Annotated in this window: 23 protein-coding genes; 10 read left to right on the forward strand and 13 right to left on the reverse strand. The window is 73.3% G+C overall.

Annotation, left to right across the window (positions count from 1 at the left end):
• Nucleotides 1–6: 6 nt before the first annotated feature.
• A complete protein-coding gene (locus ACIBCT_RS19040) occupies nucleotides 7–2106 on the reverse strand; it encodes a hypothetical protein (protein ID WP_399190178.1) in 2100 nt (699 codons plus the stop codon).
• An 853-nt stretch (nucleotides 2107–2959) separates the two neighbouring features.
• Between ACIBCT_RS19040 and ACIBCT_RS19045 the strand changes: the two genes are divergently transcribed.
• Nucleotides 2960–3925 (forward strand): ATP-binding protein, encoded by a 966-nt coding sequence (locus ACIBCT_RS19045; protein WP_399190180.1) that lies wholly within the window; start codon nucleotides 2960–2962, stop codon nucleotides 3923–3925.
• Nucleotides 3926–3988: 63 nt separating this feature from the next.
• Nucleotides 3989–4375 (forward strand): SCO5389 family protein, encoded by a 387-nt coding sequence (locus ACIBCT_RS19050; RefSeq protein ID WP_399190182.1) that lies wholly within the window; start codon nucleotides 3989–3991, stop codon nucleotides 4373–4375.
• 7 nt (nucleotides 4376–4382) lie between these two features.
• Here the strand turns inward: ACIBCT_RS19050 and ACIBCT_RS19055 are convergent, their stop codons facing one another.
• Together ACIBCT_RS19055 and ACIBCT_RS19060 are read right to left on the reverse strand one after the other, a co-directional pair.
• The gene (locus ACIBCT_RS19055; RefSeq protein ID WP_399190184.1) at nucleotides 4383–5486 is read right to left on the reverse strand and encodes an LLM class flavin-dependent oxidoreductase; all 1104 of its coding nucleotides are present in this window, start codon (nucleotides 5484–5486) and stop codon (nucleotides 4383–4385) included.
• Nucleotides 5487–5801: 315 nt separating this feature from the next.
• A complete protein-coding gene (locus ACIBCT_RS19060; protein ID WP_399190186.1) occupies nucleotides 5802–6467 on the reverse strand; it encodes a ribonuclease HII in 666 nt (221 codons plus the stop codon).
• A 581-nt stretch (nucleotides 6468–7048) separates the two neighbouring features.
• On the opposite strand from ACIBCT_RS19060, the gene ACIBCT_RS19065 reads away from it, so the two are divergent.
• Nucleotides 7049–10330 (forward strand): AfsR/SARP family transcriptional regulator, encoded by a 3282-nt coding sequence (locus tag ACIBCT_RS19065; RefSeq protein ID WP_399190188.1) that lies wholly within the window; start codon nucleotides 7049–7051, stop codon nucleotides 10328–10330.
• Between the two features lie 317 nt (nucleotides 10331–10647).
• Here ACIBCT_RS19065 and ACIBCT_RS19070 read toward each other — a convergent pair whose 3' ends face one another.
• Nucleotides 10648–12099, reverse strand: a complete 1452-nt coding sequence (locus ACIBCT_RS19070) for a methyltransferase (RefSeq protein ID WP_399190190.1) — start codon at nucleotides 12097–12099, stop codon at nucleotides 10648–10650.
• A gap of 136 nt (nucleotides 12100–12235) precedes the next feature.
• Here ACIBCT_RS19070 and ACIBCT_RS19075 point away from each other — a divergent pair, with 136 nt between their 5' ends.
• Entirely contained in the window at nucleotides 12236–12550 is a 315-nt protein-coding gene (locus ACIBCT_RS19075; RefSeq protein ID WP_399190192.1) for a hypothetical protein, read from the forward strand.
• A 33-nt stretch (nucleotides 12551–12583) separates the two neighbouring features.
• On the opposite strand, the gene ACIBCT_RS19080 is transcribed toward ACIBCT_RS19075, so the two are convergent.
• Entirely contained in the window at nucleotides 12584–13180 is a 597-nt protein-coding gene (locus tag ACIBCT_RS19080) for a TetR/AcrR family transcriptional regulator (protein ID WP_399190194.1), read from the reverse strand.
• A 221-nt stretch (nucleotides 13181–13401) separates the two neighbouring features.
• Nucleotides 13402–14085: a GNAT family N-acetyltransferase gene (locus ACIBCT_RS19085; protein ID WP_399190196.1), complete on the reverse strand. Its 684-nt coding sequence runs from the start codon at nucleotides 14083–14085 to the stop codon at nucleotides 13402–13404.
• Between the two features lie 86 nt (nucleotides 14086–14171).
• Between ACIBCT_RS19085 and ACIBCT_RS19090 the strand changes: the two genes are divergently transcribed.
• Nucleotides 14172–14687 carry a winged helix-turn-helix transcriptional regulator gene (locus ACIBCT_RS19090; protein WP_399190198.1) on the forward strand — a complete coding sequence of 172 codons (516 nt, stop codon included), beginning with the start codon at nucleotides 14172–14174 and terminating at the stop codon, nucleotides 14685–14687.
• Between the two features lie 136 nt (nucleotides 14688–14823).
• Here the strand turns inward: ACIBCT_RS19090 and ACIBCT_RS19095 are convergent, their stop codons facing one another.
• Nucleotides 14824–15489: a VC0807 family protein gene (locus ACIBCT_RS19095; RefSeq protein WP_399190200.1), complete on the reverse strand. Its 666-nt coding sequence runs from the start codon at nucleotides 15487–15489 to the stop codon at nucleotides 14824–14826.
• A gap of 217 nt (nucleotides 15490–15706) precedes the next feature.
• On the opposite strand from ACIBCT_RS19095, the gene ACIBCT_RS19100 reads away from it, so the two are divergent.
• Entirely contained in the window at nucleotides 15707–16696 is a 990-nt protein-coding gene (locus ACIBCT_RS19100) for an SURF1 family protein (RefSeq protein ID WP_399190202.1), read from the forward strand.
• A 148-nt stretch (nucleotides 16697–16844) separates the two neighbouring features.
• Nucleotides 16845–17126, forward strand: a complete 282-nt coding sequence (locus ACIBCT_RS19105) for a hypothetical protein (protein ID WP_399190204.1) — start codon at nucleotides 16845–16847, stop codon at nucleotides 17124–17126.
• 185 nt (nucleotides 17127–17311) lie between these two features.
• Here the strand turns inward: ACIBCT_RS19105 and ACIBCT_RS19110 are convergent, their stop codons facing one another.
• Nucleotides 17312–18010 carry a hypothetical protein gene (locus ACIBCT_RS19110; protein WP_399190206.1) on the reverse strand — a complete coding sequence of 233 codons (699 nt, stop codon included), beginning with the start codon at nucleotides 18008–18010 and terminating at the stop codon, nucleotides 17312–17314.
• A gap of 46 nt (nucleotides 18011–18056) precedes the next feature.
• Between ACIBCT_RS19110 and ACIBCT_RS19115 the strand changes: the two genes are divergently transcribed.
• Complete coding sequence (locus ACIBCT_RS19115; RefSeq protein WP_399190208.1) at nucleotides 18057–18797, forward strand: tyrosine-protein phosphatase; 741 nt, start codon at nucleotides 18057–18059, stop codon at nucleotides 18795–18797.
• A gap of 234 nt (nucleotides 18798–19031) precedes the next feature.
• Nucleotides 19032–20228, forward strand: a complete 1197-nt coding sequence (locus ACIBCT_RS19120; protein ID WP_399190210.1) for an amidohydrolase family protein — start codon at nucleotides 19032–19034, stop codon at nucleotides 20226–20228.
• Here ACIBCT_RS19120 and ACIBCT_RS19125 read toward each other — a convergent pair.
• The 3 genes from ACIBCT_RS19125 to ACIBCT_RS19135 all read right to left on the reverse strand — a co-directional run bounded on the left by ACIBCT_RS19125 (nucleotide 20209) and on the right by ACIBCT_RS19135 (nucleotide 23186).
• Nucleotides 20209–20559: a YkvA family protein gene (locus tag ACIBCT_RS19125; RefSeq protein ID WP_399190212.1), complete on the reverse strand. Its 351-nt coding sequence runs from the start codon at nucleotides 20557–20559 to the stop codon at nucleotides 20209–20211. The genes ACIBCT_RS19120 and ACIBCT_RS19125 overlap by 20 nt on opposite strands.
• A 238-nt stretch (nucleotides 20560–20797) precedes the next feature.
• Entirely contained in the window at nucleotides 20798–22204 is a 1407-nt protein-coding gene (locus tag ACIBCT_RS19130) for an amidase (protein WP_399190616.1), read from the reverse strand.
• 13 nt (nucleotides 22205–22217) lie between these two features.
• Entirely contained in the window at nucleotides 22218–23186 is a 969-nt protein-coding gene (locus ACIBCT_RS19135) for an LLM class F420-dependent oxidoreductase (RefSeq protein WP_399190214.1), read from the reverse strand.
• Between the two features lie 1273 nt (nucleotides 23187–24459).
• On the opposite strand from ACIBCT_RS19135, the gene ACIBCT_RS19140 reads away from it, so the two are divergent.
• Nucleotides 24460–24720, forward strand: a complete 261-nt coding sequence (locus tag ACIBCT_RS19140; protein WP_399190216.1) for a hypothetical protein — start codon at nucleotides 24460–24462, stop codon at nucleotides 24718–24720.
• A gap of 66 nt (nucleotides 24721–24786) precedes the next feature.
• On the opposite strand, the gene ACIBCT_RS19145 is transcribed toward ACIBCT_RS19140, so the two are convergent.
• Nucleotides 24787–25554: a hypothetical protein gene (locus tag ACIBCT_RS19145; RefSeq protein ID WP_399190218.1), complete on the reverse strand. Its 768-nt coding sequence runs from the start codon at nucleotides 25552–25554 to the stop codon at nucleotides 24787–24789.
• Between the two features lie 80 nt (nucleotides 25555–25634).
• The gene (locus tag ACIBCT_RS19150; RefSeq protein WP_399190220.1) at nucleotides 25635–26309 is read right to left on the reverse strand and encodes a TetR family transcriptional regulator; all 675 of its coding nucleotides are present in this window, start codon (nucleotides 26307–26309) and stop codon (nucleotides 25635–25637) included.
• Nucleotides 26310–26800: the final 491 nt, after the last annotated feature.

Here is a 26800-nt window from a genome sequence, read left to right on the forward strand (position 1 = left end):
GTCGGATCAGGGGGTCTCGCGCCGGGTGCGCGACCGCAGGGCCAGGCCCAGGAGGACCAGCAGCACCCCGGCCAGGAGCGGGCCGAGCCGCGACCCGGTGAAGGGGAGGACCGGAACGGCCGGCCGGGCACAGGGCCCGCCGACGCGGCAGGCGTCCGGGAAGGGCTCTCCCGTGCCCGGCTCCCGGAACCCTTCGACCGCCTCGCCGGGACGCTCGCCCGCCTCCCACGAGGGGGCGGGAACGGCCGTCGTCCCCTCCTCGGCGGCCGGGCCCTGCCCGAGCGCCGAATCCCGTGCGAGCACCGAGTCCTCATCGAGCACGGCGTTCCCCTCGCTCACCGCGGGCCGATCCGGTGCCGCGGCGCGGTCAGGTACCGAGGGCAGGTCCGGTGCCGGGGCGCGTCCGGGGACCGGCTCCTGCCCGGGGACCGGTGCCGGGACCAGGGCAGGGGCCGGGGCCTCCGCCGAGTCGGGACCGAGCGCCCGGACCGGGGCGAGGGCGACGTCGGGAGCGGGAGCGGGGGCGTAGGCATGGGCGGTTGCGGGGACGGGGGCAGGAGCGGGGGCGATCCTCACCGGGGACCTCCCGCAGGCGGGATCGGCCGACTCGGCCGGGCAGTTGGACTCCGGCCGCACCCCCACCACACCACCGCGAAGCGTCGAGTCACCCGCGGGCGGATCGCCCACCGTGACGGCGTAGGTGATCGTCACGGTGGACTCGGCGGGAACGTCCCCCCGCCAGTCGAGCACCGGTCCGGCGTGGGCGACGGTGCCCGAGGAGGCCACGACGTCGCCGAGGGCCGCGTCGTCGAGGATCCCCGACAGGTCGTCCCTCAGGTGCGCCCCGGGGTAGGCGTCCCGGCGCGGGTTGGTGACGGTGATCGTGTAGTTCACCACGTCGCCCGGCCGGGGAACCTCGGGCACCTGCTTCTTGGTGATCGTCACGCCTTCCACGGTGACCCGCTGGCCGCAGCCGAGGTTCGTCCCGGGGACGGGCCCGGCGAGCCTGGCGGCCCCCTCCGCGACCCCCTCCACGGACCCCGGCGCGGACCCGGCCCCGGATCCCGGCGTCGACCCGGACCCGGGCACGGGCCCAGGTACGGGCACGGCACCCGGGGCGGTCGCGCGTACGGGAGCGGGGGCCGGGCAGTTCGTCCCTCCTCCGAGGGTCTGGACGGCGCTGTCCAGCACGCGGTCCCCGGTGTCGGGAGCGTCGACGGTCACGCTGTAGGTGATCGTGACCGTCTCGCCCGCGGGTACGTCGCCGGTCCACGCCAGCCTGGGCGCGGTGTAGGTGACCGTCCCGCGGGTGGCCCGCGCGTCGCCGTTGTAGGCGGCGTCGTCGAGCACCCGGGAGAGCTGTCCGGTGAGGGAGGCGTCCGGGTAGGCGGCGGTCCCGACGTTTCCGACGGTGACCGTGTAGGTGACCACCTCACCCGGCGCGACCCTGTCGTGGTCCGCGGTCATCAGGACGTACAGGAGCGGCAGGCCGGGGGCGCCGGGATCGTCGCAGGCGGGATCCCCGGAGCCGGCCTGGCAGCCGGGTCCCCGGGAACCGGCCGGTTCCAGGGACAGGCGCAGGTCTCCGGCCGGAGGGTCGTTCACCGTGATGTCGTAGGTGACCGTCACCGCCTGGCCCGCGGCCAGGTCACCGGTCCAGGTCACCTCGGGCGTGTCGAAGGAGACCGTGCCCGAGGTGGCCGACAGGCCGGGGCCGAAGGTCGCGTCGTCCAGCAGGCCCGACAGGTCACGGGTGAAGGTGAGGCCGGAGCGGGGGACGTCACCGGTGTTGCGCAGCCGGACGGTGTGGGTGACCTTCTGGCCGGGCCTGGCGTGGACGGGCGAGGCCGACGTGACGACCTCGATCTCCGGCCCGAGGTTCGCCCGGGGCTCGTCACCGGCCCGGGATCCACCGGCGGCTTGAGGTTCGTCGGACGCCCGGGACCCACCGCCCGCCCGTGGGCCACCGCCCGTCCGGGACCCGTCACCGGCCCGGGACTCGTCGCTCGTCCGGGACCGGCCTGCCTCGGACTCGTCGTCCGTCCGGGACTCGTCGTCCGTCCGGGACTCGTCGTCCGTCCGGGACGTGCCGGGAGCGTCCCTCACCCCCGCGGGCGCCGCGGGCGCCGTCCCCGGCCCGGTCCCCGGCCCGGTCCCCGATCCCGGGCTCGCCTCCGGGCCCGCTCCGGGACCCGCCTCCGGACCCGTTTCAGGGGCCGCTTCGGGACCCGCCTCCCGACCCGCTTCAGGGGCCGCTTCCGGGTCCGCCTCCGGTGGCGGCACGGCTTCCCGGGACGGTGCCGTCCGCGCGGATGACACCGCCCGCGCGGACGGGACCGCCGTCATGGACGGGGTCGCCTGCCGGAACGTCACGCCCCCCGGAGACGGTACGACCACTTCTCCCGTCTTCACCGAGAGCTCGGGCCCGCCACCCTTGCCGGCCGTCGCCGGCCGGGACGCCGCGGGTGCGACCGACGGTGTGACGAGCACCGCGAGTGTCGCGAGCACCGCCCCCCACGCGGCGACCCCGCCGGATCTCCCCCTTCGAACAGGACGCGACCAGGTACCGGTACGCAACACCGCAAGCCCCTTGCTGACCCTTGTCCACGATCTCGCCGGGGGGCTCAAGATCCATTGATTCGGAGGGGGATACCCGTACCGGCGGCACCTGATCGTCGGCCAGGGCAAACTTCTGCCCCGCCGGCCCCCAAGCCGGTCGCCGAGCCCGTACAGGAGACCGCGAAGCGGGAACGGAGGATCTTCCGGACCGGTCATGACAGGGCACGCGTTTCTCCCTCCGGTTTCGTGGCCGATGTCAGCAAAGATCACCTTTGTCCGCATATCCGGCCTGGTCAGGGACGCGCCACCCGCGGCCGTAATCGCCCCGCGCCCCGCGCGGCCGTGGCATGATGTTCCCCGAACCGACTGTAATGATTTTCATAATCAGATGGGAACGTCCGTGAGGGTGGCATTCGTCGGCAAGGGCGGCAGCGGCAAGACCACGCTGTCGGCGCTGTTCGCGAGGTACGCGGCGAGCCGGGGCGGCTCCGTCGTCGCCGTCGACGCCGACATCAACCAGCACCTGGGTATGGCACTGGGGATGGAGGACGGGGCGTTACCGAGGCCGATGGGCTCGCACCTGACCGAGATCAAGGAGTACCTGCGGGGCGACAACCCCCGCATCTCGTCGGCCTCGGCGATGGTGAAGACCACCCCGCCGGGACGCGGCTCGAGACTGCTCCACCTGGACGGGGGTGACGACCCGATCCATTCCCGGTTCGCCGTCACCACGCCCGAGGGGCCCCGGCTGATGGTCACCGGGCCGTTCGACGAGGACGACCTCGGGGTGGCGTGCTACCACTCCAAGGTCGGCGCGGTCGAGCTCTACCTCAACCACCTGATCGACGGCGCGGGCGAGTACGTCGTGGTCGACATGACGGCCGGGGCCGACTCCTTCGCCTCGGGGCTGTTCACCCGCTTCGACATGACCTTCCTGGTGGCCGAGCCGACCCGGCAGGGCGTGGGCGTCTACCGCCAGTACCGCGACTACGCCGCCGACTACGGGGTGCCGATCGCGGTGGTGGGCAACAAGGTGCACGGCCCCGGTGACGTGGCGTTCCTGCGCGACGAGGTCGGCGACGACCTGCTGGTCTGCCTGGAGCACTCCGCCGCGATCCGCGCGATGGAGCAGGGCCGTCCCTTCACCCTCCGCGACCTCGAACCGGCCAACGCCCTGGCGCTGGGCAGGCTCCTCGACCGTCTCGACGCCCAGGAGAAGGACTGGACCCGCTTCGGCGACCAGGCCGCGCTGTTCCATCTGCGCAACGCGAAGGCGTGGGCGAACAGGGCCACCGGCGAGGACCTGGCGGCCCAGATCGATCCCGGCTTCGTCTTCGGGCCCACGCGAGTGTCGCTCTCCGGCTAGGTGGAGCGATCACCGCCCCCCAACTACTGTCTCAATGATCCCCTTTTGAGAGGAGAACGCAGCATGTCGCTGACCGTTTCGAACGATCTTCTCGACCAGGCCAAAGCCGGAGAGGTGGACGACGCGGCCTTCGTCACCTGTGTCAGGGACTCCCTGCCCTACGCCTGGGCCCTGATCACCGGCCTGGTCGAACAGCGGGAGAACACCGGCGCCGAGTTCGCCGACAACACCGTGCCCCCGCCGGACGAGGCCGCCCGCGGTCAACTCCTGCGCGCTCTCGCCAGCGACGCCATGCGCGGCGCCCTGGAACGTCACTTCGGGGTACGGCTCGCCTTCCAGAACTGTCACCGGGTCGCGGTCTTCGACCCGGCCGCCACCGACGCCCACGCGAGGTTCATCACCGCGAGGTCGCAGATCCTGAACCAGACGCCCGAACTCGTCGACTGCTGACGGCCCCTCATCCCGGGGTCGTGCCCGCCCGCGCCTGACGGGCACGGCCCCGGATCCGGGGCAGCACCTCCGCGCCGAGCCGCCCGATGTTCTCCAGGGTGCGCGCGCGGTCGCCCGCCCCCTCCACCAGCAGGATCAGGTGCCGCAGCCCGGTGGCCGCGGCGGTCCGCTCGATCATCTCGACGCAGCGGCCGGGCGAGCCGACCGGATGCGTCCGGCACAGGAAGTCCACGTATCCCGGCACGTCCCGCGCGGGCCGCGACCGCCCGTCCACCGGTACGTAGCCCGCCAGGCCCGGTTCCAGCCAGCGCGGCATGGCCTCCCGCAGCTCCCGTACGGCCTGCTCCGTCGTGTCGGCCACGTGGCCCACCGCCGCCGCGACGTGCCGGGGCGGTGCCGGCCGGAACGACGCGTCCCGGTCCCGATCCCGGGACGAGGCCGATACCCTCGGGGCCCCGTTCGCCCGCGCGCCCGGCACCGGCGCCGCGGCCACCTCCTCGTACCCGCGCAGCAGGGCGGCCTTGTCCTCGTCGCCGATGTGCATGCCCAGCAGCATCGGCAGCCCCCGCTCGGCCGCGAGCGCCACGGTCCGCGGCGAGGTGCACGCGACGACCGGCCGCAACCTGGCCGCGGGGACCATCGGCACCTTCCTGAACCCGAAGAACTCCCCGTCGGCGGAGACCGTGTCCTTGGAGAGCGCCTCGCACAGCAGGTCGAGCGACTCGGGGAAGCCGCGCTCGAACCTCTCCAGCCCCGTGCCGAACACCTCCAGGTCCACCCACGGCCCGCCCCTGCCCACCCCCAGGGTGAACCGCCCCTCGGACACCCGGTCCAGGATGGCCGCCTGTTCCGCCAGGTCCACGGGGTGCCGGGTGGACAGGACGCTCACCGCCGTACCGAGCCCGATCCTGGTCGTGCGGCCCAGCGCCACCCCGGCCAGCGTCGCCGCCGACGGGCACACCCCGTACGACATGAAGTGGTGTTCGGCGATCCAGGCGTCGTCGAACCCGGCCCGTTCCGCCGCGACGACCGCCTCCACCGTGTCCCGCAGCACCTGTCCCGGCTCCCGTCCAGGGAATCCGGCGGCGACCAGGAAGACTCCGATCCGCATGTTCCGATGATGTCCCCGGCGAGCGGCATCCGGTACCCGGCCCGCCGCGCGAGTCCGTACGGCGAAGCGAACCAGGAGGGCGGAGAGGGCGGAGAGCAGGGGAGCACCCCGGGCGATCTGCTCGGCGCCCGGGTGCGGTGACGGTGACCACCGGTTCCGAGGCCGCCCTGGTCCCGGGTGGCGCCCTGATCCCCCGGTGGCGCCCTGGTCCCCCGGGTGGCGCCCCGGTCCCCGGTGGCGCTCTGGTCCCCGGGTGGCGCCCGGCGTCCGTCCTCGTCCCGGCGATCGTGACCGCCGCCTCCGGGCAGGCGTCCGTCAGAAGAGGTCGAGCTGGCCCTCCCCGGCCAGCGGGTTGCGGTGCCTCTTCAGGTGCCGCCACCGGGGCAGGTCGTCGAGGTAGGACCAGGACAGCCGGTGGTGCTCGGTCGGGCCGAGCTCGGCCAGGGCCGCCTGGTGGACCGGCGAGGGGTACCCGGCGTTGGCCGCGAACCCGTACGCGTCCGGTCCCAGCGAGGCCATGTGGGCGTCCCTGCGGACCTTGGCGATCACGGACGCGGCGGCCACGGAGACACAGGACAGGTCGGCCTTGATCTCGCAGCGCACCGCCCAGGGGGCGCCCAGGTAGTCGTGCCTGCCGTCGAGGACGACCACGTCGGGCCTGACGGGCAGTTCGGCCAGTGCCCTGCCCGCCGCCCTGCGCAGCGCCTCGGTCATGCCCAGCTCGTCGATCTCCCGGTGGGACGCCTCGCCGTAGCCGATCCCGGCCGCCCAGGCGGTGATCTCATCGGCCATGGCGGCACGGCGGGCGGGGGTGAGCAGCTTGGAGTCGGTGAGCCCGGCGGGTGGCTCCGACAGGTCGGTGACCACGGCGCAGACCGCCACCGGACCGGCCCAGGCCCCGCGCCCGACCTCGTCCACCCCGGCGACCAGCTTGGATCCGCCGTCGTTCAGCAACCGTTCGAGCGCGTAGGAGGGAGGCACGTGCCGACGTTACCGGGAGAGGGGCCGCACGGGCGCGGCGTTCCGTGGCGTTCCGTGGCGCGGAAACGCCGGAGGACCGGGCCACGACAAAAAGGATGAATATCTTTAATCATGCATATAAAGGAAAAACAACTGCTCGGGTGACTTGAGGGCGTGAAACGCCCTGCGATATCCGGGTACGGATCCGATGCGCGCCCGCGCCGTTCCCTGACACGCGCCCTCCGGGTCGCGCGCCGTTCCGGATACGCACCGGTCCCCGGCCACATGCCGTTCCCGGATACGCGCCGTCCTCGGCCACGTGCCCTTCCGGAGACGTCCCGCCCCCGCGTACACGCCGTTTCGGGATACGCACCGTCCGCGTCGCCGGTTTCGCGCCCGTCCGGAGAACCGTCACGGCATGCCGGGCATGGCCGCCCCCGTAGGGACCATGCCCGACGTGTTCAGCATGACGAGTGCGACTTGACAACGGATCAACGTGTAATCAACGGGAGGGAGAACAAGCAAGCCTCTACCCGCGGGGTAAGCAAGAAAGGACCTATCATTTGCCCATAAAACTTTCGGGTGGGGCGGAGATTCAGGAAATGGCTGTTCAGGACGGCGAAGACGGACTGCGGTTCGCCGTACTGGGTCCCGTCCGGGCCTGGCGTGGGGGAACCGAACTCGATCTGGGCACCCCCCTGCAACGTTCCATTCTGGCGATGCTCCTGCTGCGGGAGAGCCGGGCGGTGACCCCGGCCGAGATGATCGACGCGATCTGGGGGGAGGACGCCCCGCCCCGCGCGCTCGGCGCGCTGCGCACCTACGTCTCCCGGCTGCGCTCGGTGCTGGAGCCGGGCAGGTCCCCGCGCACCCGTCCCGAGCTGCTGACCTCCGTCGGCAGGGGGTACGCGCTGCGCGTGGACGGGAGCACCCTGGACCTGCTGCTGTTCGAGCGGGGCGTCTCCGAGGCCGAGTCCGCGCGCCGCGCGGGGAACCTGGCCGGGGCCGCCGAGAGCCTGCGCGCGTGCCTGGCGCTGCACACCGGCGAACCGCTGGCGGGAGCGGTCGGCCCCTACGCCGAGCACCAGCGCGGCCGGCTCACCGAGCGCCGGATGAACGTGCTGGAGGTCCTGATGGACCTCGACCTGGAGCTGGGCAGGCACGCCGACGTCCTGTCCGACCTGATCGCGCTGGTCGGCGACCACCCGCTGCGCGAGCGGCTCCGTGCCCAGCTGATGCTGGCCTACTACCGCTGCGGGCGCAGGGCCGAGGCGCTGGCGGCCTTCGCCGACACCCGCGCCACCCTGATCGAGGAGCTGGGCATCGAGCCCGGCCCCGACCTGACGAGCATGCACCGGAGCATCCTCAACGACGACCCGTCCCTCATGCCCGTCCGCGCCGGCCGGTCCGCGTCCGCCCCGGCGGGCCGTACGGACGAGACCCGCGAGGCGCGCGGCGGCGGCGCGTCCCGCGGCCCCGAGCCGGGCACGACGAGGACGGCGGCGACGGCGGGGACGGCGGCGGGACGCGCCTCCGGGGACCGCGGGGACGGTCTCCCCACGGCGACGTCGGCGGACCGGGCGGTACCGGAGGCGAGACTCGCGTCGCCGATCGCGGAGCTGCCGCGCCCGGCGCAGCTCCCCGCCGCCGCGAGCGACTTCACCGGGCGCCGCCAGATCATCGCCCGGCTGCGCACCCTGCTGTCGGCCCGGGACGGCTCCGAGGGCGTGCCGGTGGCGGCCATCTCCGGTATCGGCGGCGTGGGCAAGACGGCCCTGGCCGTGCACGTCGCCCACACCGTGCACGACCTGTTCCCCGACGGGCAGCTGTACGCCGACCTGCGCGGGTACGGCGAGGCGCCCGCCGCGCCCGACTCGGTGCTGGCGGCCTTCCTGCGCGCGCTCGGCCTGCCCGGTGACGCCCTCCCCGACGGCCTGGCCGAGCGGTCGGCGCTGTTCCGCTCGCTGCTGGCCGACCGGCGGATGCTGGTGCTGCTGGACAACGCCCGCGACGCGGCCCAGGTGAGCCAGCTCCTGCCCGGTTCGACCGGGTGCGCGGCGATCGTCACCAGCCGCGGCAAGCTCGCCGACCTGGCCTCGGCCCGGCTGGTCGACCTGGACGTCATGGAGCCGGAGGAGGCCCTCGCGCTGTTCGGCACGGTCGCCGGCGCGGACCGGGTGGAGGCCGAGCGCGGCTCGGCCATGGACGTGGTGGCCGCCTGCGGTTTCCTGCCCCTCGCGGTACGGATCGTCGCGGCCCGGCTGGCCTCCCGGCCGTCCTGGACCGTCGCCTCGCTGGTGGCCCGGCTGGCCGACGAGCGCCGCCGACTGGACGAGATGCGGGTGGGCGACCTGGCGGTGGAGGCGACCTTCGCCCTCGGGTACGGCCAGCTCGCCCCCGCCCAGGCCCGCGCGTTCCGGCTGCTCTCCCTGCCCGGCGGGACGGACATCTCGGTGCAGGCCGCGTCCGCGCTGCTCGACCTGGACCCGATGGACACCGAGGACCTGCTGGAGTCCCTGGTGGACGCCAGCCTGCTGGAGGCCCCCACCCCCGGCCGCTACCGCTTCCACGACCTGCTCAAGCTCTTCGCCCGCCGTACCGCGGAACGGGTCGCCGACGCGACCGAGGAGAGCTGTGCCGGGGGCGAGGTGGAGCACGGGGGGCGGCGCGGCTCCGAGGTGAGCGTGACCATTGGCGGCGAGGGAGAGAAGGCCCTGCGCCGGCTGCTGGAGTTCTACCTGGCCTCCGCGCGCTCGGCGCACCGCCTGGCCTACGAGGGCAGCACGGTCGCCGACCGGATCGAGGTCGGCGGGTCCGGCCGCGTCTTCTCCTCCGCCGACGAGGCGGTGGCCTGGCTGGCCGTGGAGGCGGAGTCGCTGTTCGCCGCGATCGCCCAGGTGATCTGCACGGACGAGCCCGGCGAGCTGCTGCCCGGCGCCGACCTGCTGCTGGCCATGGAACCGCTGCTGGAGTCGGGAAGCCACGTCCGCGAGTTCGAGAACCGGGCCCGGGAGATGCTGGCCGTCGCGCGCAAGCTCGACGCCACCCCCTGCGAGCTGCGCTGCCGGTACGTGCTGGGACGCGTGCTGTTCGGGGCGAACCGGCTCACCGAGGCCGAGAGGGAGTTCCGGCTCTCACTGGAGCTGTCGGACGGGGGCGACCGCATCGTGGCCGGCGAGGCGCTCAACGCGCTGGCCGTCGTGTCCGGGCGCATGCGGCGGCACGGGGAGGCCCTCGCCTGGTTCGAGGCGGCGCGCGAGGAGTTCCGCAGGGCAGGGGCGCGGGGCGGGGAGGCCCTGACGCTGAGCTACTCCGCCCGCGACCACCTCTTCCTGGGTCAGCCGGAGGAGGCGATCGCCGCCGCCGAGCGGGGACTGGCGCTGTTCATCGAAATGGGCTCCAGCGCGGGCACCGCCAGGGCCCGCTACCACCTGGGGATGATCCTGTCGCGGGTCGGGCGGCTCAACGAGGCGGTGCACCATCACGCCGAGTGCCTGGCCTTCTTCCGCGCCAGCGACCAGCGCGTCTGGGAGCAGCGGGTCTGCTCCCGGCTGGCCGAGACGTTCATCCACGCGGGCCGCTTCTCCGACGCGGTCCGCTACGCCGAGCAGGCGCTGGCCGTGAGCCGGGAGATCGGCCACCCCTACGGCGAGGCACAGGCCCTATGGGTGCTCGGCAAGGCCATCGGCGGTGCCGTCGGCGCCGGCGCCCCCGGAACCGCCGACGCCGGGCGGGGTCGCGACTGCCTGGAGCGGGCCCACCACCTGTTCACCAGGCTCGGGGCGCCCGAGGCCGAGGACCTGCGCCTCCTGCTGGAGCGCGACCGCGTCGAGCACGGCCGGATCGAGCACGACGGGGTCGAGCACGATCGGGTCGAGCGCTGACTGCAGGTCGTCGTACAGGTCGTCGTCGAGACGTGTCATCCAGACGTGATTGATCAACGGCTCTTCCCTTGACGTCAGGCCGTACGGCCCCCGATGGGCGTGGGCGTCCGGCCGGCCGTCTGGACCTCGGGCGACGTGTAGGGGGCCCGGTTGTCCGGTACGTCGCCCGCGGATCGGCCGCCTCACTGGGACGGCCGGCCGAACGTGGCACGGACCCCTCACCCCCCGGGTCCGTGCCCCACGACGAACAGACTGCCCGGCCGCGGTCAACGTTCGATTGCCAGACGTTAGCCGCGATATCCACAGCCTGTGGACGATCACCCTGTGGATATGTGGAAAAACCCTTCCGCGATCAGCGGGCGGAGCGCCGCCGGAGCCTTGGCCCGCAGGTCGGAGGGGTCCTCGCCGGTGAGTTCCGCGATCGCGGCGAGCAGCGGGCCCAGTGGATAGTCACCGTCGCAGACCCCCGCGAGGGCGGCCTCGACGGTTCCGACCCGCACGCTGCGGCACAGCCCGGCGGTCTGCCTCAGCACGATCCGCGCCGGGTCCTCGGCGCCGGGCGGGCCGATCCGCTCCTCCACCACCCCGTCGGCGAGCGCGAGCCGGGCGTCCAGCAGCTCGGCGTCGGTCAGCCGGTGCGCCGTGGTGACCGCCTCCAGCACCCGGTCCACGTATCCGCCGACCGGGAGCTCCACCGGCAGGGCATACTCCTCCACCCGGACGACCGGGTCCAGGCTCCCGGAGTCGTTCAGCGTGATCCAGCCGAAGCCGACCCCGGTGACGTTCTCGGCCTCGAACCACGCCAGCCATTCGTCGTAGAGCTCGCGGTGGCGCGGGGTGCCCTGCTCGGCGGCGTCGCGCAGCCACAGCTCCACGTACTCGGCGGGGTCCTGGACGTCACGCTGGACCGCCCAGCCGTCGCAGCCGGTCCCGGTGAGCCATCCGCCCACCCGGTCGCGCCAGTCCTCGCCGGCGACGTGCAGCCAGTTGGCCAGCAGGTGGCAGGTCCCGCCGGGGGCCAGGTGGCGCGGCGCCCGCCGGACCAGCTCGCGGCAGAAGTCGTCGGCGTGCAGGCCCGACTCGCGGTAGGTGAACCGTCCCGCGGGGGAGATCACGAACGGCGGGTTGGAGACCACCAGGTCGAAGCGGTCGCCCTCCACGGGCTCGAACAGGGAGCCCTGCCGCGCGTCGACCCCGTCGATCCCGGAGATCGCCCAGCTGAGGCGGGCCAGCTCCAGGGCGCGCGGGTTGACGTCGGTGGCCGTGATCTCCTCGGCCCTGCCGTCCAGGTGCAGGACCTGCACCCCGCATCCGGTGCCGAGGTCCAGGGCGCGCCCGGCCGGGCGGCGGGAGGCGAGCTGGGCCAGGTTGGCCGAGGCTCCGCCCGCGCCCACGACGTGGTCCGGGCGCAGGGCCGGGTCACCCGGCCTGACCTTGCGGTCGGAGACGAGGTGGCCGCCGGTCTCCCAGGGCTGCAGGTGCACCGTGGAGGTGACCCGGCCGTCCTCGACCCGGACCAGGCCCGCCGCGGCCAGCTCCTCCACCGAGGGCCCCGCGGGCATCGCGCGCCCGTCGACGGGGACGCCGAGCCACCACAGCCGGATCAGGGTGCCCAGCGGGTCGCCGTCGGCGGTGGCGCGCAGGGCGGGCACCGTCTCCTCGCGGGCGAGGGCGCCGGCCGCGACGTCGCCGAGGCGCGCCCGGACGCCGTCGATGGTGTAGCCGGTTTCGAGCAGGAGTTCTCTGAGCCGGATCGGCAGATCGTTCACCGGCCAATCCTCGCACCGGGCGCGTCCGCACGACGCGGTGACGAGACCGTTACCCACCCGGACAAGCGTTCTGCAAGCGCGGTTCAAGTGCCGGGGAGTACTCCTGTATGACCGCGTCACCCGTTCCAAAGGATCCATGATGCTGATCCCCTGCTTCGCCTGCGAGTCCCGCTTCCGGCCCGACGAGTACTTCCGCGCCTGCCACAACTACCACCGCGGCAAGGACGTGGTCGCCTGGACCTGCCCGCGGTGCGGGAACCAGGACGAGCTGCGGGTCTTCACCGGGGAGCTGGGGTTCGGCTACGCGCGGCACGGCGGGTTCGACGTCTCCGACCGGGTGCGCGTCCCCGGCCTGCGTCGGCGGCGCGAGGACCTGCGGCTGGACATCTCGCTGGACGAGGCGGTCTGGCGGGTGCCGACGGGGACGCGCCGGCTGGTGGGCGCCCACTGACCCCGGCACCGGCCGGGAACGTTCCGGCCGGGGTCAGGCCCCCTGCTGCCGCAGGCTCTGCCAGGCCGCCTCGCACAGGCCGGCGATCTCCTCGGACGTGGGCTGGTGCGCCCCGGCGAACCACAGGCGGCACATCTCGGTGGCCGGTCCCAGCCACAGCACGTAGCACATCGTCGGGTGGACGGGCTGGAGCAGCCCGTCCTTCATGTGCGGGCGCCACCAGTCGGCGACCTTCCGGAAGAACGCCCTGCGCGACTCCGACACCTCGGTGCCGCCCGGCTCCTCACGCCGGGGCGGCCGCTCGCTGATCAGCAGGTGCGCCCGCTCCCGGTGCTCGCCGCACCAGGACATGTGCAGCGCGACGATGGCCTCGATGCCGTCCCTGGCGGCCTCGTGGCGCTGCAGCTCGGCCAGGAACGCCTCCTGGTACATGTTCAGGGTCTCGGCGTACAGGACGCCGAAGACGTGTTCCTTGCTGGCGAAGTGGTGGTAGAAGCTGCCGACGCTGACGCCGCTCTCCTCGCGGAGGCTGGCCAGCGTGGTGGCCGAGACCCCGTCCTGGCTGAACCGGCGGAGGGCACCCTCGACGATCCTGGTGCGGCCGTCACGGCCGTTCTTGGCGGTCTTCACGTTCCAATGGTGGGGTAACAGAACCTTGTTCCGCAAACTCTCCGGGGAACGGCGTGGACCACGTCGATCGTACCGTCGTGATCGTCGTATCGCGCCCCCGCCCCCGGCCCCGGCCGGGGATCGCCACGCCCCCGCCCCCGGCCCCGGCCGGTCGCGGGCGGTGACCGACGGCCCGGGGGCCCACCACCGGCCCGGCCCGGCCTGACCCGGCCCCGGCACGCTCAGCCCTGGACGCGGGCGGTCACCTCCACCGTGCCCGAGGAGGCGCGCATGGCCGCGTCCGGCCAGATGCCGCGGATCATCGCCAGTACCGTGTGGTTATCCCCGAGCACGTCCATCCCCACCGTCGTGGCGCCCCTGGCCGCGGCCCGGCGCATCAGCGTGCGGACGAGGCGGGAGCCGAGCCCCATGCCCTGCCACTCGTCGCTCACCACCACGGCGATCTCGATGTCGGTCTCCTGGCCCCGGTAGCTCATGGCGTGCCCGACGAGCAGGTCCCCGTGCAGGGCCAGCAGCGCGTCGCGTCGCTCGTCCACCGCCAGGAGCGCCCTGACGAACCCGGCGCCGGGGTGGTGCACCTCGGTGAAGAACCGCCGCATCCGGGTGCGGGACGACAGGCCGGCCAGGAAGCGGCGGATCCGCTCCTCGTCCTCAGGGCGCGCGGGCCGGATCCCCACGGCCGCCCCGGGCACGGTCGTCACGTCCCCGGACGCGATCGTCACGTGCTGCGGCGCGGTCGTCACGACTCCGGACACGGTCGTCATGCCCGCGGGTGCCGTCGCCGCGTCCGGCCCGCACCCCGCGGTCGCCTCCTGGCCGGGCGGTGCCACGACGGCCGCACCGGCACCTTCGGGGGCCGCCGTCGCGGGGGCGTAACGCGGGGACACCGGCTGAGTTCGCATCATGGACTCAGAGTTCCGCGAAGGGCTGGGTATGTCAAGTAGACTTAGCGATAATTGGAGGTGGCGTGATGGCGACCTACGATGCGCACATGAGCGAGGTGACACCCGGCGGCTTTCCCCTGCGGCTGGAGAACTGTTCGATCGAACGCGCCCTGGGTGTCGTCGGGGAGAAGTGGACGTTCCTGGTCCTGCGCGAGGCGTTCGCCGGGGTGCGGCGCTTCGCCGACATGCAGCTCGCCACCGGAGCGCCCCGGCAGGTGCTCAGCGCCAGGCTCACCCGGCTCGTGGAGGCGGGACTGCTGCGCAAGGTCCCCTACCGCGAACCCGGCCAGCGGCAGCGCGACGAGTACCGGCTGACCCAGATGGGCCTGGACCTCTATCCGATCCTGGTGAGCCTGATGCAGTGGGGCGACCGGTACCTCAGCGACAGCGAGGGCCCGCCGGTGCTCCTCACCCACCGCGACTGCGGCGCGCCGATCGAGCAGTACTTCCGCTGCGCCGAGGGACACGAGGTCGCCGGCCCCAGGCAGGTCACCGCGCTTCCCGGCCCCGGGCTGCGTACCGCCCCGGCCCCGGCGGGCACGTCCGCCGAGGTCGCGCCGTGAGGAGTCGCCTTGGGAGAGGCCCGTCGGCGGCGGTCACCCGCGAGGGGGGCACCCGCGAGGGGGGCACCCGCGAGGGGGGCACCCGCGAGGGGTCACGCTCTGAGGGATCACACCGGGAGGCGCCCGTCGGCGGGGGTCACGCCGCGAGGGGCTCCGCGTCCGCCGGACGCGGAGCGATGCCGTCCAGCCTGCGCAGGCAGTGCCGGAAGCTGAGCACCGAGACGAGCGCCGCTCCGCCCAGAAGCACCGCGACCACCGAGGTGCGGACCACCAGGTAGGTCTGCAGGCTCTGGCTGAGCAGCAGCCACAGGCTCAGCACCGCGTTGAGCAGCTGCGCGCCCCCCCACAGCACCGACTGCCGTACGAAGAAGCGCCGCATCCGCGGGTGCTCGGTCACGTGGTCGGGCAGCGGCACCAGGTCGGCCACCACCCGCCGGATCAGCGGCCGCCGCAACGGCGCGGTGAGCAGGAAGCCCATGCTCACGCAGAACACGCCGAGACAGGGCTGCAGGAAGAACACGATGGGGTTGCCGGTCGCCACGGCCAGCCCCACCCTCACGGTGATCGTGCCGGCCGCCAGCAGCAGCGTGCCGGGCGCCTCGCCGCCCCTGACCAGCCGCCAGGCGACCCCTCCGTACACCCAGGCCGCCGCCACGCCCAGCGCGACACCGGCGTCGGCGAAGAGCAGCGCGACGTAGAAGACCAGGACGGGAAGGATCATGCTCTCGAACACCCTGGGGGCGGCGTGCCGCAGCAGGGGGCCGATACGGGGAAGGACGAGCGGAGTCACGGGGGCGGACATGAGCACGGTCATCAGGGGCGGACTCCGGAGGTGATGGAACGTCCCGGGGGAGATCTCACCCGACCGTATGTGATGTCCGGAGTGTCCGGCGAACCTTTCCATGACATCCAACGATCCAGCGATTCCGGGCACCCTACTACGCCCTACGGCACACCCGGTCGCCCCAAAGGCCCACGCGAAGGACAGGGCGGTGCCCGCGGTGCCTACCCTTGGGTGCGTGTACCGGTTCCTGCTGACTCCCCGATGGCTGGCTCTCCACGTGGTGGTGCTGCTGGTCATCCCCGCTTTCCTGTTCCTGGGCCAGTGGCAGTTCGGGCGCTTCGAGGAACGGTCCGCCAGCAGCGACCGGACCACCGCCAACCTCACCGCCCCTCCGGTCCCCGTACGGGAGCTCACCTCACCCGGCGGTACCGTCGCGGCCCGGGACCGCCACCGCGCCGTCACGGTCCGGGGAACGTACGACACGGGCGCGTCGCTCCTGGTCAGGCGCCGTACCCAGGACAGGATGGTCGGTTTCTACGTGCTGACCCCGCTGGTCGTCGGGGACGGCACCGGCGTGCTGGTGAACCGGGGCTGGATCAAGGCGGGCGCCACGGCCGACTCCGTCCCCCCGGTGCCCCCGCCGCCCCCGGGTGAGGTGACTGTCACCGGCAGGCTACGTCCCGCCGAGTCCGAGGAGAGCTCGGGCATCCGCGACCGGGCGGGGCTGCCCGCGGGCCAGGTGCTGCTGATCGACACCGCGGCGATCGGCCGCCGCCTGCCGTACCGGCTCCTGGGCGGGTACGTCGAGCTGGTGGAGCAGACGCCCGGGGCGGCCTCCGCGCCCGCGCCCGTCCCGCCGCCGGACGTCGGCGGGGGAGGCGGGCTCAACCTCGCCTACAGCGTGCAGTGGTGGCTGTTCATCGGGGTCGCGGTCGGCGGCTGGGCGCTGCTGATCCGCAGGGAGGCCGCCGACCTCAAGGCCGCGGCCGCCACACCGACCGGCCCCGGCCCCGGCCCCGGCTCCGGCTCCGGTCCTGCCTCCGGCTCCGGCTCCGGTCCTGCCTCCGGCTCCGGCTCCGGTCCTGCCTCCGGCCCCGGCTCCGGTCCTGCCTCCGGCTCCGGCTCCGACGGCCCCGAGTCCGGCCGGGACGCCGGGACGGGGCGGGATCCCGCGCCCGGGGGAACCGGCCGGGACTCCGCGTCCGAGACGTCTCCGGTGCCGTAGGAGAGCGCCCGTCCGGGGCTTTTCCCGCGCGTCGGGGCCCCTGTTGGGAAAGCCCTTTCCAAGGTAACGGTCCAGCCTCTTGCGGGGTAACGGAATCTTCCATTCAATGAATGGATCAACGATGGCCGTACCCCAGGGAGGTCTTCCAGTGAGAACCCGTATGCGCGCGCTGGCGGTGGGAGTGGTCGCGACCGCGGCCCTGGCGCTCACCGGTGGAGTGGCGTCCGCCGCGCCGGCCGGCCAGGCCGCCGCAGGCACGACGGCGAAGGCGATGGACTACTGGCAGTACCACGGCCACTACCGCGTCCACGCCGAGTGCGTCGCCGTGGGCGAGGAGTACCTGTGGCCCCACAACCCCGGCGGGGCCGACGACTACCGGTGCCAGGCCAAGAACGGCGGCTGGGACCTGTACCTGATCTTCGGGAGCTGATCGTCACGGCACGATCCCGTCCGGGCGGATCCGGACAGGTCCCGTGACGAGGCCGGTCGATCGCGCGGCCGGGGTGGCTCCGCTGCCGCCATCCCGGTCGCGGTGCCGCCGCTCCTCTCATCGGGGACGGCGGCCGATCGACGACCTTGCCCTCGATGAGAGGACCGGGCCCCGGCGGGCCGCGGTCAGGCGTTGACCATCGCCGTCCCGAACAGGACCGCCACCGCGATCGCGAACCCCCGTGTCCCGTCGAGCCTCTCCGGCGCGGATGACGGCATCTCGTACGGTCCCCGCCACAGCGGGCGCGGCTCCAGCAGGACGTACAGGAGCGAGCCGCCGGTGAGGAACATCCAGAACCAGGCCCAGCGGCTGGCGTAGCGCGGGTTCGGCCGGGCGAGCATGAGCAGCCAGGTCAGCGCCTCGGCCGTCACCGCCACCGGCGCGAAGGGCTTCCACCACCGCTCGTAGGCGGGCGAGCCCGCCAGGAGGGCGGCTCCCCGGGACCCCTCGGTGCGCACGATCTCCACCGACGGGTCGGCGGCGGCGCGCACCCGGGCCAGGAACGCCTCCTGGCGGCGCTGCAGGGCCTCGCGGTCCAGCCGGGTGGTCTCGGGGTCCCAGACGTCGTCGGGCTGGTCGAAGCGGGCCTGGGTCCAGGACAGCGGCCCGTGGGACCAGGTCAGCGTGCCGTAGGCGGGCCAGTCGCGGTCGTGGACCACCTTGCTCACCCCGCCCGCCCGCAGGTCGGAGATCAGCTCCTCGGCCGGGCGCAGCACGGGCGCCTGGTTGAGGTGGACGATCACCGTGGAGAGGGCGAGCACGAACAACAGCGCCAGGCGGACCCCGAAGGGCACGTCCTCCCGTACCGGAACCACCACGCGCATCCGCCGCCCCCGTCCCCGACACCCGCCGTTGAATAGGTTAGGGGGCGTGACCCGGCATATCGAGTTCGCGCGGCTGCACAACTTCCGCGACGTGGGCGGCTACCGGACGGACGAGGGGCTGCGGGTGCGCTGGCGGCGGCTGTACCGGTCCGCCTCCCTGCACCTGCTCTCCGGCGAGGACCTCGACCGCTTCCACGCGCTCGGCGTGCGCACCGTGATCGACCTGCGCCACCCCGAGGAGATCGAGCGCCGCGGCCGGGCCCCGCACGGCCCGCGCTACCACAACCTCTCGGTCGAGCACCGGTTCTGGAACGTCCGGGACGACTACAGCCCCGAGGCCGGGATCGCCAGGTTCTTCGCCGACCGCTACCTGGAGGTGTCCCGGGACGGGCGGGCCGAGCTCGCCACCGCGCTCGAGGTCATCGCCGACGCGGACAACGCGCCCGTCGTGGTGCACTGCGCCGCGGGCAAGGACCGCACGGGGGTGCTCGTCGCGCTGGTCCTGCGGCTGCTGGGGGTGCCCGAGGAGGACGTGGTCGACGACTACGCGCTGACCGGGCTGGCCAGATCCCAGATGGTCGCGTACTGGGAGCGCGAGCACCCGGGCGAGCCGCTGCCCTGGGACGGGTACGGCCACGCGCCCGCCGAGGCGATGCGCCTTTTCCTGGCCGAGCTGGGTCCGGTGCCGGACTACTGCGCGCGGGCCCTCGGGATGGACGACGGTGTCGCGCCCGCTCTCAGGAGGCATCTTCTGGAGGATCCGGATGTCCGGGAGATCTCCGGGTAGTCCGCGATCAGGGCCCGCCACGGGCAGCACCCTCCGGCGGGCCCGTCCCCCCGGGGCCGCCGCCTTCTGCGTGCGGTGGTCCCGGGGACCTCCGGCGGGCCCGGCGGGACGGCTCGCGAGGACCTCGCGGGGACCTCGCGGGGACCTCGCGGGGACCTCGCGAGAAGGACAGAGATACCAAGCGGAGACCTTGCGGCTTGATGAGTGTTATTCCAGCGTCATACGGTTGACCGCGTGACTACGCCGCTGCTCCCCGACCCCGAGCCGAGGCGGCGGGACTATGTGATCATCTCGGCCGACGACCACCTGATCGAGCCGCCCGACATGTTCGACGACCGGCTGCCCGAGAAGTACGCCGAGTTCGCCCCCAAGGTGGTCGAGACCGACTCCGGCCACCAGGTCTGGCGCTACGGCGGGGCCACCTACCCGTGCGCCGGGCTCGACGTGGGCGCCGGCCTGCCCCGCGAGCAGTGGACGCTGGACCCGGTCCGGTTCGAGCACATGCGTCCCGGTTGCCATGACGTCGAGGCCCGGATCGAGGACATGGACCGCGCCGGAGTCTGGGCCGCGCTCTGCTTCCCCGGCATGCTGGCCGGGCAGGCCGGCATGGTCTTCGCCAAGACCCGCGACCAGGAGCTGGGCCTGTCGGTCATGCGCGCGTGGAACGACTGGCACGTGGAGGTCTGGGCGGGCACCTACCCGGAGCGGATCATCGCCCTGCAGCTGCCCTGGCTGACCGACCCCGAGGTGGCCGCGAAGGAGATCCGCGACAACGCGGCCCGCGGGTTCAAGGCGGTGCTCTTCCCGGAGTTCCCCACCCGGCTGCGCCTGCCGTCCATCCACGGCGACCACTGGGACCCGTTCTTCCAGGCCTGCGAGGAGACCGGCACCGTGATCTGCCTGCACGCCGGCGCGGGCTCCTGGGCACCGGTCCCGTCACCGGACACCCCGATCGAGGCGATCACCACGCTGATGCCGGCGAGCGCGATGTTCGCCTGCGCCGACTGGCTCTGGTCGGGCATCCCGCTGCGCTTCCCCGCCCTGCGCATCCTCATCGTCGAGGGGGGCGTGGGCTGGCTGCCGATGCTGGCGGAGCGGGCCGACTACGCGCTCGACCACCCGGTCGCGGGCGAGGCCTCGTGGGAGGGCGGGCTCAAGCCCAGCGAGGTCCTGCGCAGGAACTTCTTCTTCGGCACGCTCAACGACCACGCGCTGTCCGGCGTGCGGCTGGCCGTCGGGCTGGAGCACGTGCTGCTGGAGAGCGGCTACCCGCACTCCGACTCCACCTGGCCCGACACCCAGCAGGCCGTCGCGACGAACCTGGGCAGCCTGCCGCCCGCCGACATCGCCCGGGTGGCCTACGGCAACGCCGCCCGCCTGTTCGGCCACCCGCTGCCCTCGCGGGCCTGGCTCAGGATGGAGCGACTGTGACCTGCCGGTGCACCTGCTCGCGCTCCCAGTCGACGTAGCGCCCGCCCTCGCCGAGCAGGGAGCCCATCAGCCACAGGAAGACCCCGAAGTCGTCGGCCACCCCCAGGAGCAGGAAGAACTCCGGGATGACGTCCACCGGGGAGAGGATGTAGAGCACGCCCATGCCCATCATGGCCAGCTTGCCCTTGCTCATCCCCGGGTACTGTCCGTGCATGACCGCGCCGATCATCCTGGGCAGGGCCTTGAGCCGGTCGCCGAGCCCCGGGGAACCCGGCTGCGACACACTCCGGTACGTCCGCCACACCTGTGCCGCGCGCGCCGCCTTCACCATGGGAAGTCCTCCTTGGAAGCACGTTCGCCTGGCGGCGTACTACCCCGCCATTTCACGATATAACGCGTGACTTTCCCGGTGGGTTCCCGGAGCGCGCGTCGCCTGTGGCGTCCCCGGGAAACGGCCCGCCCGGCCGGTGCCGGGCGCGCGTCGGCCCGGTGCCGGGTGCACCGGCGTCGGGCGCCCTCGTCACAGGCCGGCACGGGGTACGCCACCGTCAGGTGACCGGGGCTGCCCGTCAGGCCGACGCCGGGTGCGCGAAGGGACGCTCCGCCTCGACCTGGGCTGCCACCCGGACGAGCAGGTCCTCCCGCCCCGCGGCGGCGACCAGCTGCACGCCCACCGGCAGGCCGTCCGCGGTGTGGTGCAGCGGCAGCGAGATCGCGGGCTGCCCGGTCGCGTTGACGGGCGAGGTGAACGCCACCGCGCGGCGGGTGCGGCCCGGCGCGGTGCTGACGTCGTCGGGCGGCAGCCAGCCCAGGCGGAACGGCGCCACCCCCAGGGAGGGCGTGAGCAGCAGGTCGTGGGCCTCCCACCAGGCGGCCATCCGCCGCCGGAAGGCGTCGATCCAGTCGCGGGAGGCCAGGTAGCCGACCACCCCGAGCCCCCGGCCCGCCGCGCCCAGGATCCGGTTGCGCTCCTCCATCTCCTCCGGCTCCACCGGCCTGCCGCGCCAGCGTCCGACCTCGTCCAGGTCGGCGGCCACGTGCGCGGCCACGATCGTGCCGAAGTGCCGGGCGAAGTCCTCGTCGGCGAGCGCCGAAGGCCCTCCCGGCTCGACGTGGTGGCCCAGCGCCTCCAGCAGCCCGGCGGCCCCGGTGACCGCGGCCACCAGGTCGGCGTCGGGCGGGGCGCTCCCGTCCGGGTGCGCCGTCAGGAAGCCGATCCGCAGCCGCCCGGGGTCGGCGCCGACCTCCTCGGCGAGCGGGCGCCGCCAGGCCGGTGCGCCGTACGGGTCGCCCGGCATCGTCCCGGCGATCACGTCGAGGGTCGCCGCGGCGTCCCTGACCGTACGGCAGAGCATGCCGGAGGCCGAGAACCCCGCCCAGGGCTCGCCCGCCGACGGACCGGAGCTGACGCGGCCCCTGCTCGGCTTGAGGCCCACCAGCCCGCACATGCTCGCCGGGATCCGGATGGACCCGCCGCCGTCGCTGGCCGCGGCCACCGCGACCATGCCCGCCGCCACGGCGGCGGCGGACCCGCCGCTGGACCCCCCGCTGCTGTAGCGCGGGTCGTGGGGATTGCGGGTGGGACCGGAGACCACCGGTTCGGTGGTGATCGCGGTCCCGAACTCCGGGGTGTTGGTGCGCCCCAGCACGACGAAGCCCGCCCGGCGCAGCTTGGCCACCGCGTACCCGTCCCGCCTGGTCGTCATCCCGTCCAGGACGCGCGAGCCCGCGCGGTAGGGCTCCCCCTCCATGGCCCAGCCCAGGTCCTTCAGCAGCGTCGGCACCCCCGCGAAGGGGGCGCCGGGCGCGACGTCGTCCGCCTCCTTCAGGGCCCGCTCGAACCTGCGGTGCACCACCGCGTTGACGGCGCCGTCACGGGACTCGATCCGGGCGATCGCCGCCTCGACGAGCTCCCTCGCCGAGACCTTCCCCTCCCGTACGGCGCGCGCCTGCCCGGTCGCGTCCAGCCTCAGCACCTCGTGCAACGCCTCACTCCTTCGCGGGGGCCAGATCTCGTACGGCCTGCGCGATCGAGACCTCGCCGCCGGGGATGGGGGCGAGGACGGGGGTGTTCAGGCCGTTGCGCACATACTCCCGGATCCTGGCCCGGCAGGTGGCGGCGTCCCCGTGCACGATGAGGTCGTCCACGACCTCGTCCGGGATGGCCTTGAGCGCCGCCTGGCGGTCACCGGCCGCCCAGGCCTCGTGCATCGGCCGCAGCACCTCGCCGCGCCCCAGCCAGTCGTGGAAGGCCGCGTACACCGGGACGGTGAGGTACCCCGCGAGCATCCGGCGGCCGAGCTCGCGCACCTTCGCGGCGTCCTCGCTGACGCACACGAACAGCCGGGCGATCAGCTCGGTCTCCGGGCCGATCTCGGCCCGGACCTTCTGCACGTCCTGCGGGGAGAGCCAGTTGGTGATCGCGCCGTCGGCCTCCTCGGCGGCCAGGCGCAGCATCCGGGGGCGCAGCGCGGCCAGCACGATCTTCGGGGGTATCCGGGGCGCCCGCTCCAGCCTGAAGCCCTTGACCTCGAACGTCTCGTACCGCTCGGTGACCTTCTCGCCCGCCAGGGCGCTGCGCAGGAACCGCAGCGTGTCCCGGGTCCTGGCGAAGGGCTTGACGAACTCCCCGGCGTTCCAGCGCTCCACGATGGCCGGGGAGGAGGCCCCGATGCCCAGCACGAAGCGTTCGGGGGCGAGGTCGGCGAGGGTGGCCGCGGACATGGCGAGCAGGCCGGGACCGCGGGTGGAGACCGGGACGATCGCGCTGCCGAGCCGCAGGCCGGGGGCCCACTCTGCGGTCATCGCCAGCGGCACGAAGCCGTCGACGCCGTTGACCTCGGCGGACCAGGCGTCGGTGTACCCGAGCCCCGGCAGCTCGCCGACCAGGTCCCTGGAGTCGGCCAGTGAACGGTCGTAGAAGGGGATCGTCATCCCCCAGCGTGGGCCCGTGGTCATCGTGCCGCCTCCCGGTCGGTGGTCGCCGTCCGGGAGCTGCCTCCCTAGAACGACATTCTGGTCCAGCTTGCCGCACCCGCTCCGGGGGACGTCAAGGGGATCACCGTACCAACCGGACGGTATGACGACCGATCCGATACGGAGAACGGACCAGCCGCTTACCCTCCCATCACTCTCCGTATGATGTTAGAAACGTCGGGTGATGAAGCATCGGCGGAGGAACCAACGGCGTGGCCTGCTCAGCGCGGCCGGTCTCGCGACCTGCGTGGCGGTCCCCCTGCTGGCCGGGGCGGCCCCCCTCTTCTCGACCACGGCCCTTTCCGGCCCGGCTGTCCCGGCCCCGGTCTCCCGGGCCGGGGACGGCACCGGACCACCCCGCCCGCAGGTCACCCGGTACGTCGGACGGGCCGGGCACGCCGGGCGGCCGGTCGCGGTGCCCCCGCGCCACGGAGGGCCCCCGCTCTCGGCGCCCACCCCGGGGAGCGCGTCCGGTCCGGACGGCACTCCCGGTCCGGACGCCGGGCCCGCCGGGGAGCGGGAGGCGGGACGGCATGGGCCCGGACGGGGCACGGAGGCGGGCGCGGGGATGAGACCGGCCCGCCGCGGGGCGTCGTCGCGGGTGGCGGGCGACCTCTCGCACCCGGACGCCGGACGGCGGCCGTCCCGGACGGAAGGGGGGCCTGAACGGTCCGCCACCGCCCACGGGACGCGGTCGGGACCCGGCCACCCCGTCGCGCCCGCGCCGACGGGAACGGCCGCGCCCCGGCCAGGAGGGCAGGGGCATCTTCCCTGGAGAACGCGACCGGCCGGTCCCCTCAAGGACCTGGTCGGCGACCCCTTGAAGGACCTGGTGGCCGGCCTGTCCGGGAAAGGCCTGTCCAGGAAAGGCCCGACCGGGAGGGACCAGGCCGGGAGGGACCAGGCCGGGAAGGGCGCCGTCGCGAACCGGCCGTCGGTGAACGGACCGGCCGTCGCCGCACCGAAACCGGACCTCGCCCCCACATCCGGCCCCGGCCTCGACCCCCGAGCCGACCGCGGAGCCGACCCCGAGCCCGACCTCGACACCAAGCCCGGCCCCGACCCCGACACCAAGCCGGACCTCAAGCCCGGCCTCGTCCCCGACCCGAAAACCGGCCCGAAAACCGAGCCGAAGCCCGAACCGGAGCCCGAGCAGAAGCCGGGGCCTCCCACGGCGTCACCGCCGGCGCCCTCCCCGTCCCCCTCCTCCTCCCCTCCGCGATCCTCCTCACCCGCGCCGGTCCCGTCCCGGCCCGTGCCCGTGCCCCCGGCCGCGCCGGTCTCGGTCGTCCCGGAGGCCTCCGCCACCCCGACGCCGTCCAGGACCCGTACGCCCCGTCCCAGGCCCTCGGCCCGGACGCCTTCGCTGCCCCCTCTGGTACGGCAGCGGCTGGTGCTGGACCGCTATGCCGCGCGGCGCAAGGGCACCGACCGCACGCTGGTGCTGGTGGTCATGTTCACCGGCGTGATCTCGGTGACCGCCGTCGCCGCCCTCAACGGCAGAACCCACAGGTAACACCCGGCCGGGCCCGCGGGAGGAGACGATCCTCCCGCGGGCCCGGAGAGCGCGGGGCACGTCCGGTCACGGCTGGGCCGGGAAGCGCCCGTCGATGTGGTCGTACTCCCGCTGCGCGGCCTGGAAGGCGTCGGGCCCGACGGCGCCGAGACCGCTGAACGGGTGGCTGATCAGGATGATGAAGCACACGCCGATGACGACCACGCTCACCCGCACCACATCGGCGATGATCGACGAGGACGAGGGCCGCACCCCGAGCGTCCAGGGCAGGGCGATCACCAGCAGGCCGGAGACGATCAGTGAGATCACGAAGATGCTCTCCAGACCGGTGCCCGCGTCGTCACCCCTGATGATCCGGGCGTGCGAGATCTCGGAGACCCTGTCGAGCGCGTCCTGCTGCAGGTTCCTGCCCTCGTCGCCGACCGGCCGGAGCCGGAGCAGCGTGGTCCGCGCTTCGGCGAGCGTCTGCCCGGGGATGGGGGACATGGTCTTCCCGGCCATGAGCGGCCAGTCGAGATCGATGCTCTGCGCGGTGTACTGCCGTATCTGCGTCCTGACGGGCGCGGCCTCGGGAATGGGCGCCACCGCCCAGTACATCTCGGTGAGGCTCTCGGCCTCGGCCTGCACGTCGGCCTCCGTGACCGACAGGCCGTCCCTGCACAGGACGGCCGCGTAGGCCAGCACCAGCAGGTAGACGGCGAGGGCGAGGTTGGCCGAGAAGCCGACGGACGACGCCCCGTGCTCCTCGTCCTCCCGGCCCTTTCTCCTGAGAACGCGGAACGCGATCAGCGTGAGCGCGACGGACAGAACCACCAGCACGGCTACCCAACCCATGGGACTCCCTTGAACCCGTCATCGAACCGACCACTCAGGGTAATCAGTCGGATACGGTTCTTCCTGGGTTCTCCCCGGATTCACTCGCGAAGTTCGTGGAGCCCCGCGATGAAGTCACGCGCGACCCCGCGCAGGCCGGGCAGGTGCGAGAGTCCGACCAGGCGGTCGACCAGCGGCACGGTGAGCTCTATGAGGCGGTACGTCCTGCGGCATCCCTCGGAGTGGTCGTGCACCCAGAACAGCACGACGCCCATCGACATCAGCCAGAGCAGTTCTGGCAGCTCCGCCCTGAGCTCGGCGTCGATGCGGTCGGAGGAGCCCTCCACGACCCGCCGGTAGATCCCGATCGACGCCTCCCTGGAGGGCGAGGACTCGGCGCTGAACGGGTTGAGCGGATTGTCCGGCTCGGCGGCGTGCTTGAAGAACTTCACCGCGAACTCGTGGTACGGCTCGGAGACCCGTACCCACTCCCGCAGCACCCCTTCCAGCCGCGCGGCGAACCTGCGCTCGGTGGCCAGGAGCTTCTCGCACGCGGCCTCGTGCTCGGTCTGCGCCCGGTCGTAGTACGACTGGACCAGGATCTCCTTGGAGGCGAAGTAGTAGTAGGCGTTGCCCACCGACACTCCGGCCTCGGCGGCGATGGCCCGCATCGTGGTCGCCTCGTACCCTCGCTCGCGAAAGAGCCGCAGGGCCGTCTCCACGATGACCTCACGGGTCCTGTCTGATCCACGGGTTCTCGGGGTCGGCTCGGTCATAGGGCGCTTGTCACCTGTCGGTCAACGCTGGCAGACGGGCTCGGCTGATCTCTCCACGGGACGAACCCTAGGTCATCCGTCCTGTGCCATCCGGGAGAAGCCCTTGTGAACGACCCTAAGCGCGTCACATCGCCCCCGCCACTGATATCGGTGATTGCCACGTCACCCTCTGCCCGCCACGCCCGCCCCGTCCCCGCGCTCCCCGCCCCCCGGCATCCCCCCGTCGCCCCGGATCCTTTGCGCCTGCGGCCTCACCAGGTCATCAACCCGCACGATGATCGCCATTACCGGGCAAAATTCGCTCTTCGGGAGGGATCATCCGGCTTCGGAAGTGGGATTGATCCATCTGGTGGAAGGGCTCCCGCGACAAGGGATACATAAATGGGGATACGTCCCTGTAGACGGCGGGCTACCCGGTTCATCACGGGAACACTGCTCGCTCTGCAGATAGCCGTCATCGCGTCGACCCCCGACGCGGAGGCGAACGCGGA

Origin of the sequence: Streptosporangium sp. NPDC050855, from assembly GCF_044456585.1 — a bacterium.
Classification (GTDB): Bacteria; Actinomycetota; Actinomycetes; order Streptosporangiales; family Streptosporangiaceae; genus Streptosporangium; species Streptosporangium longisporum.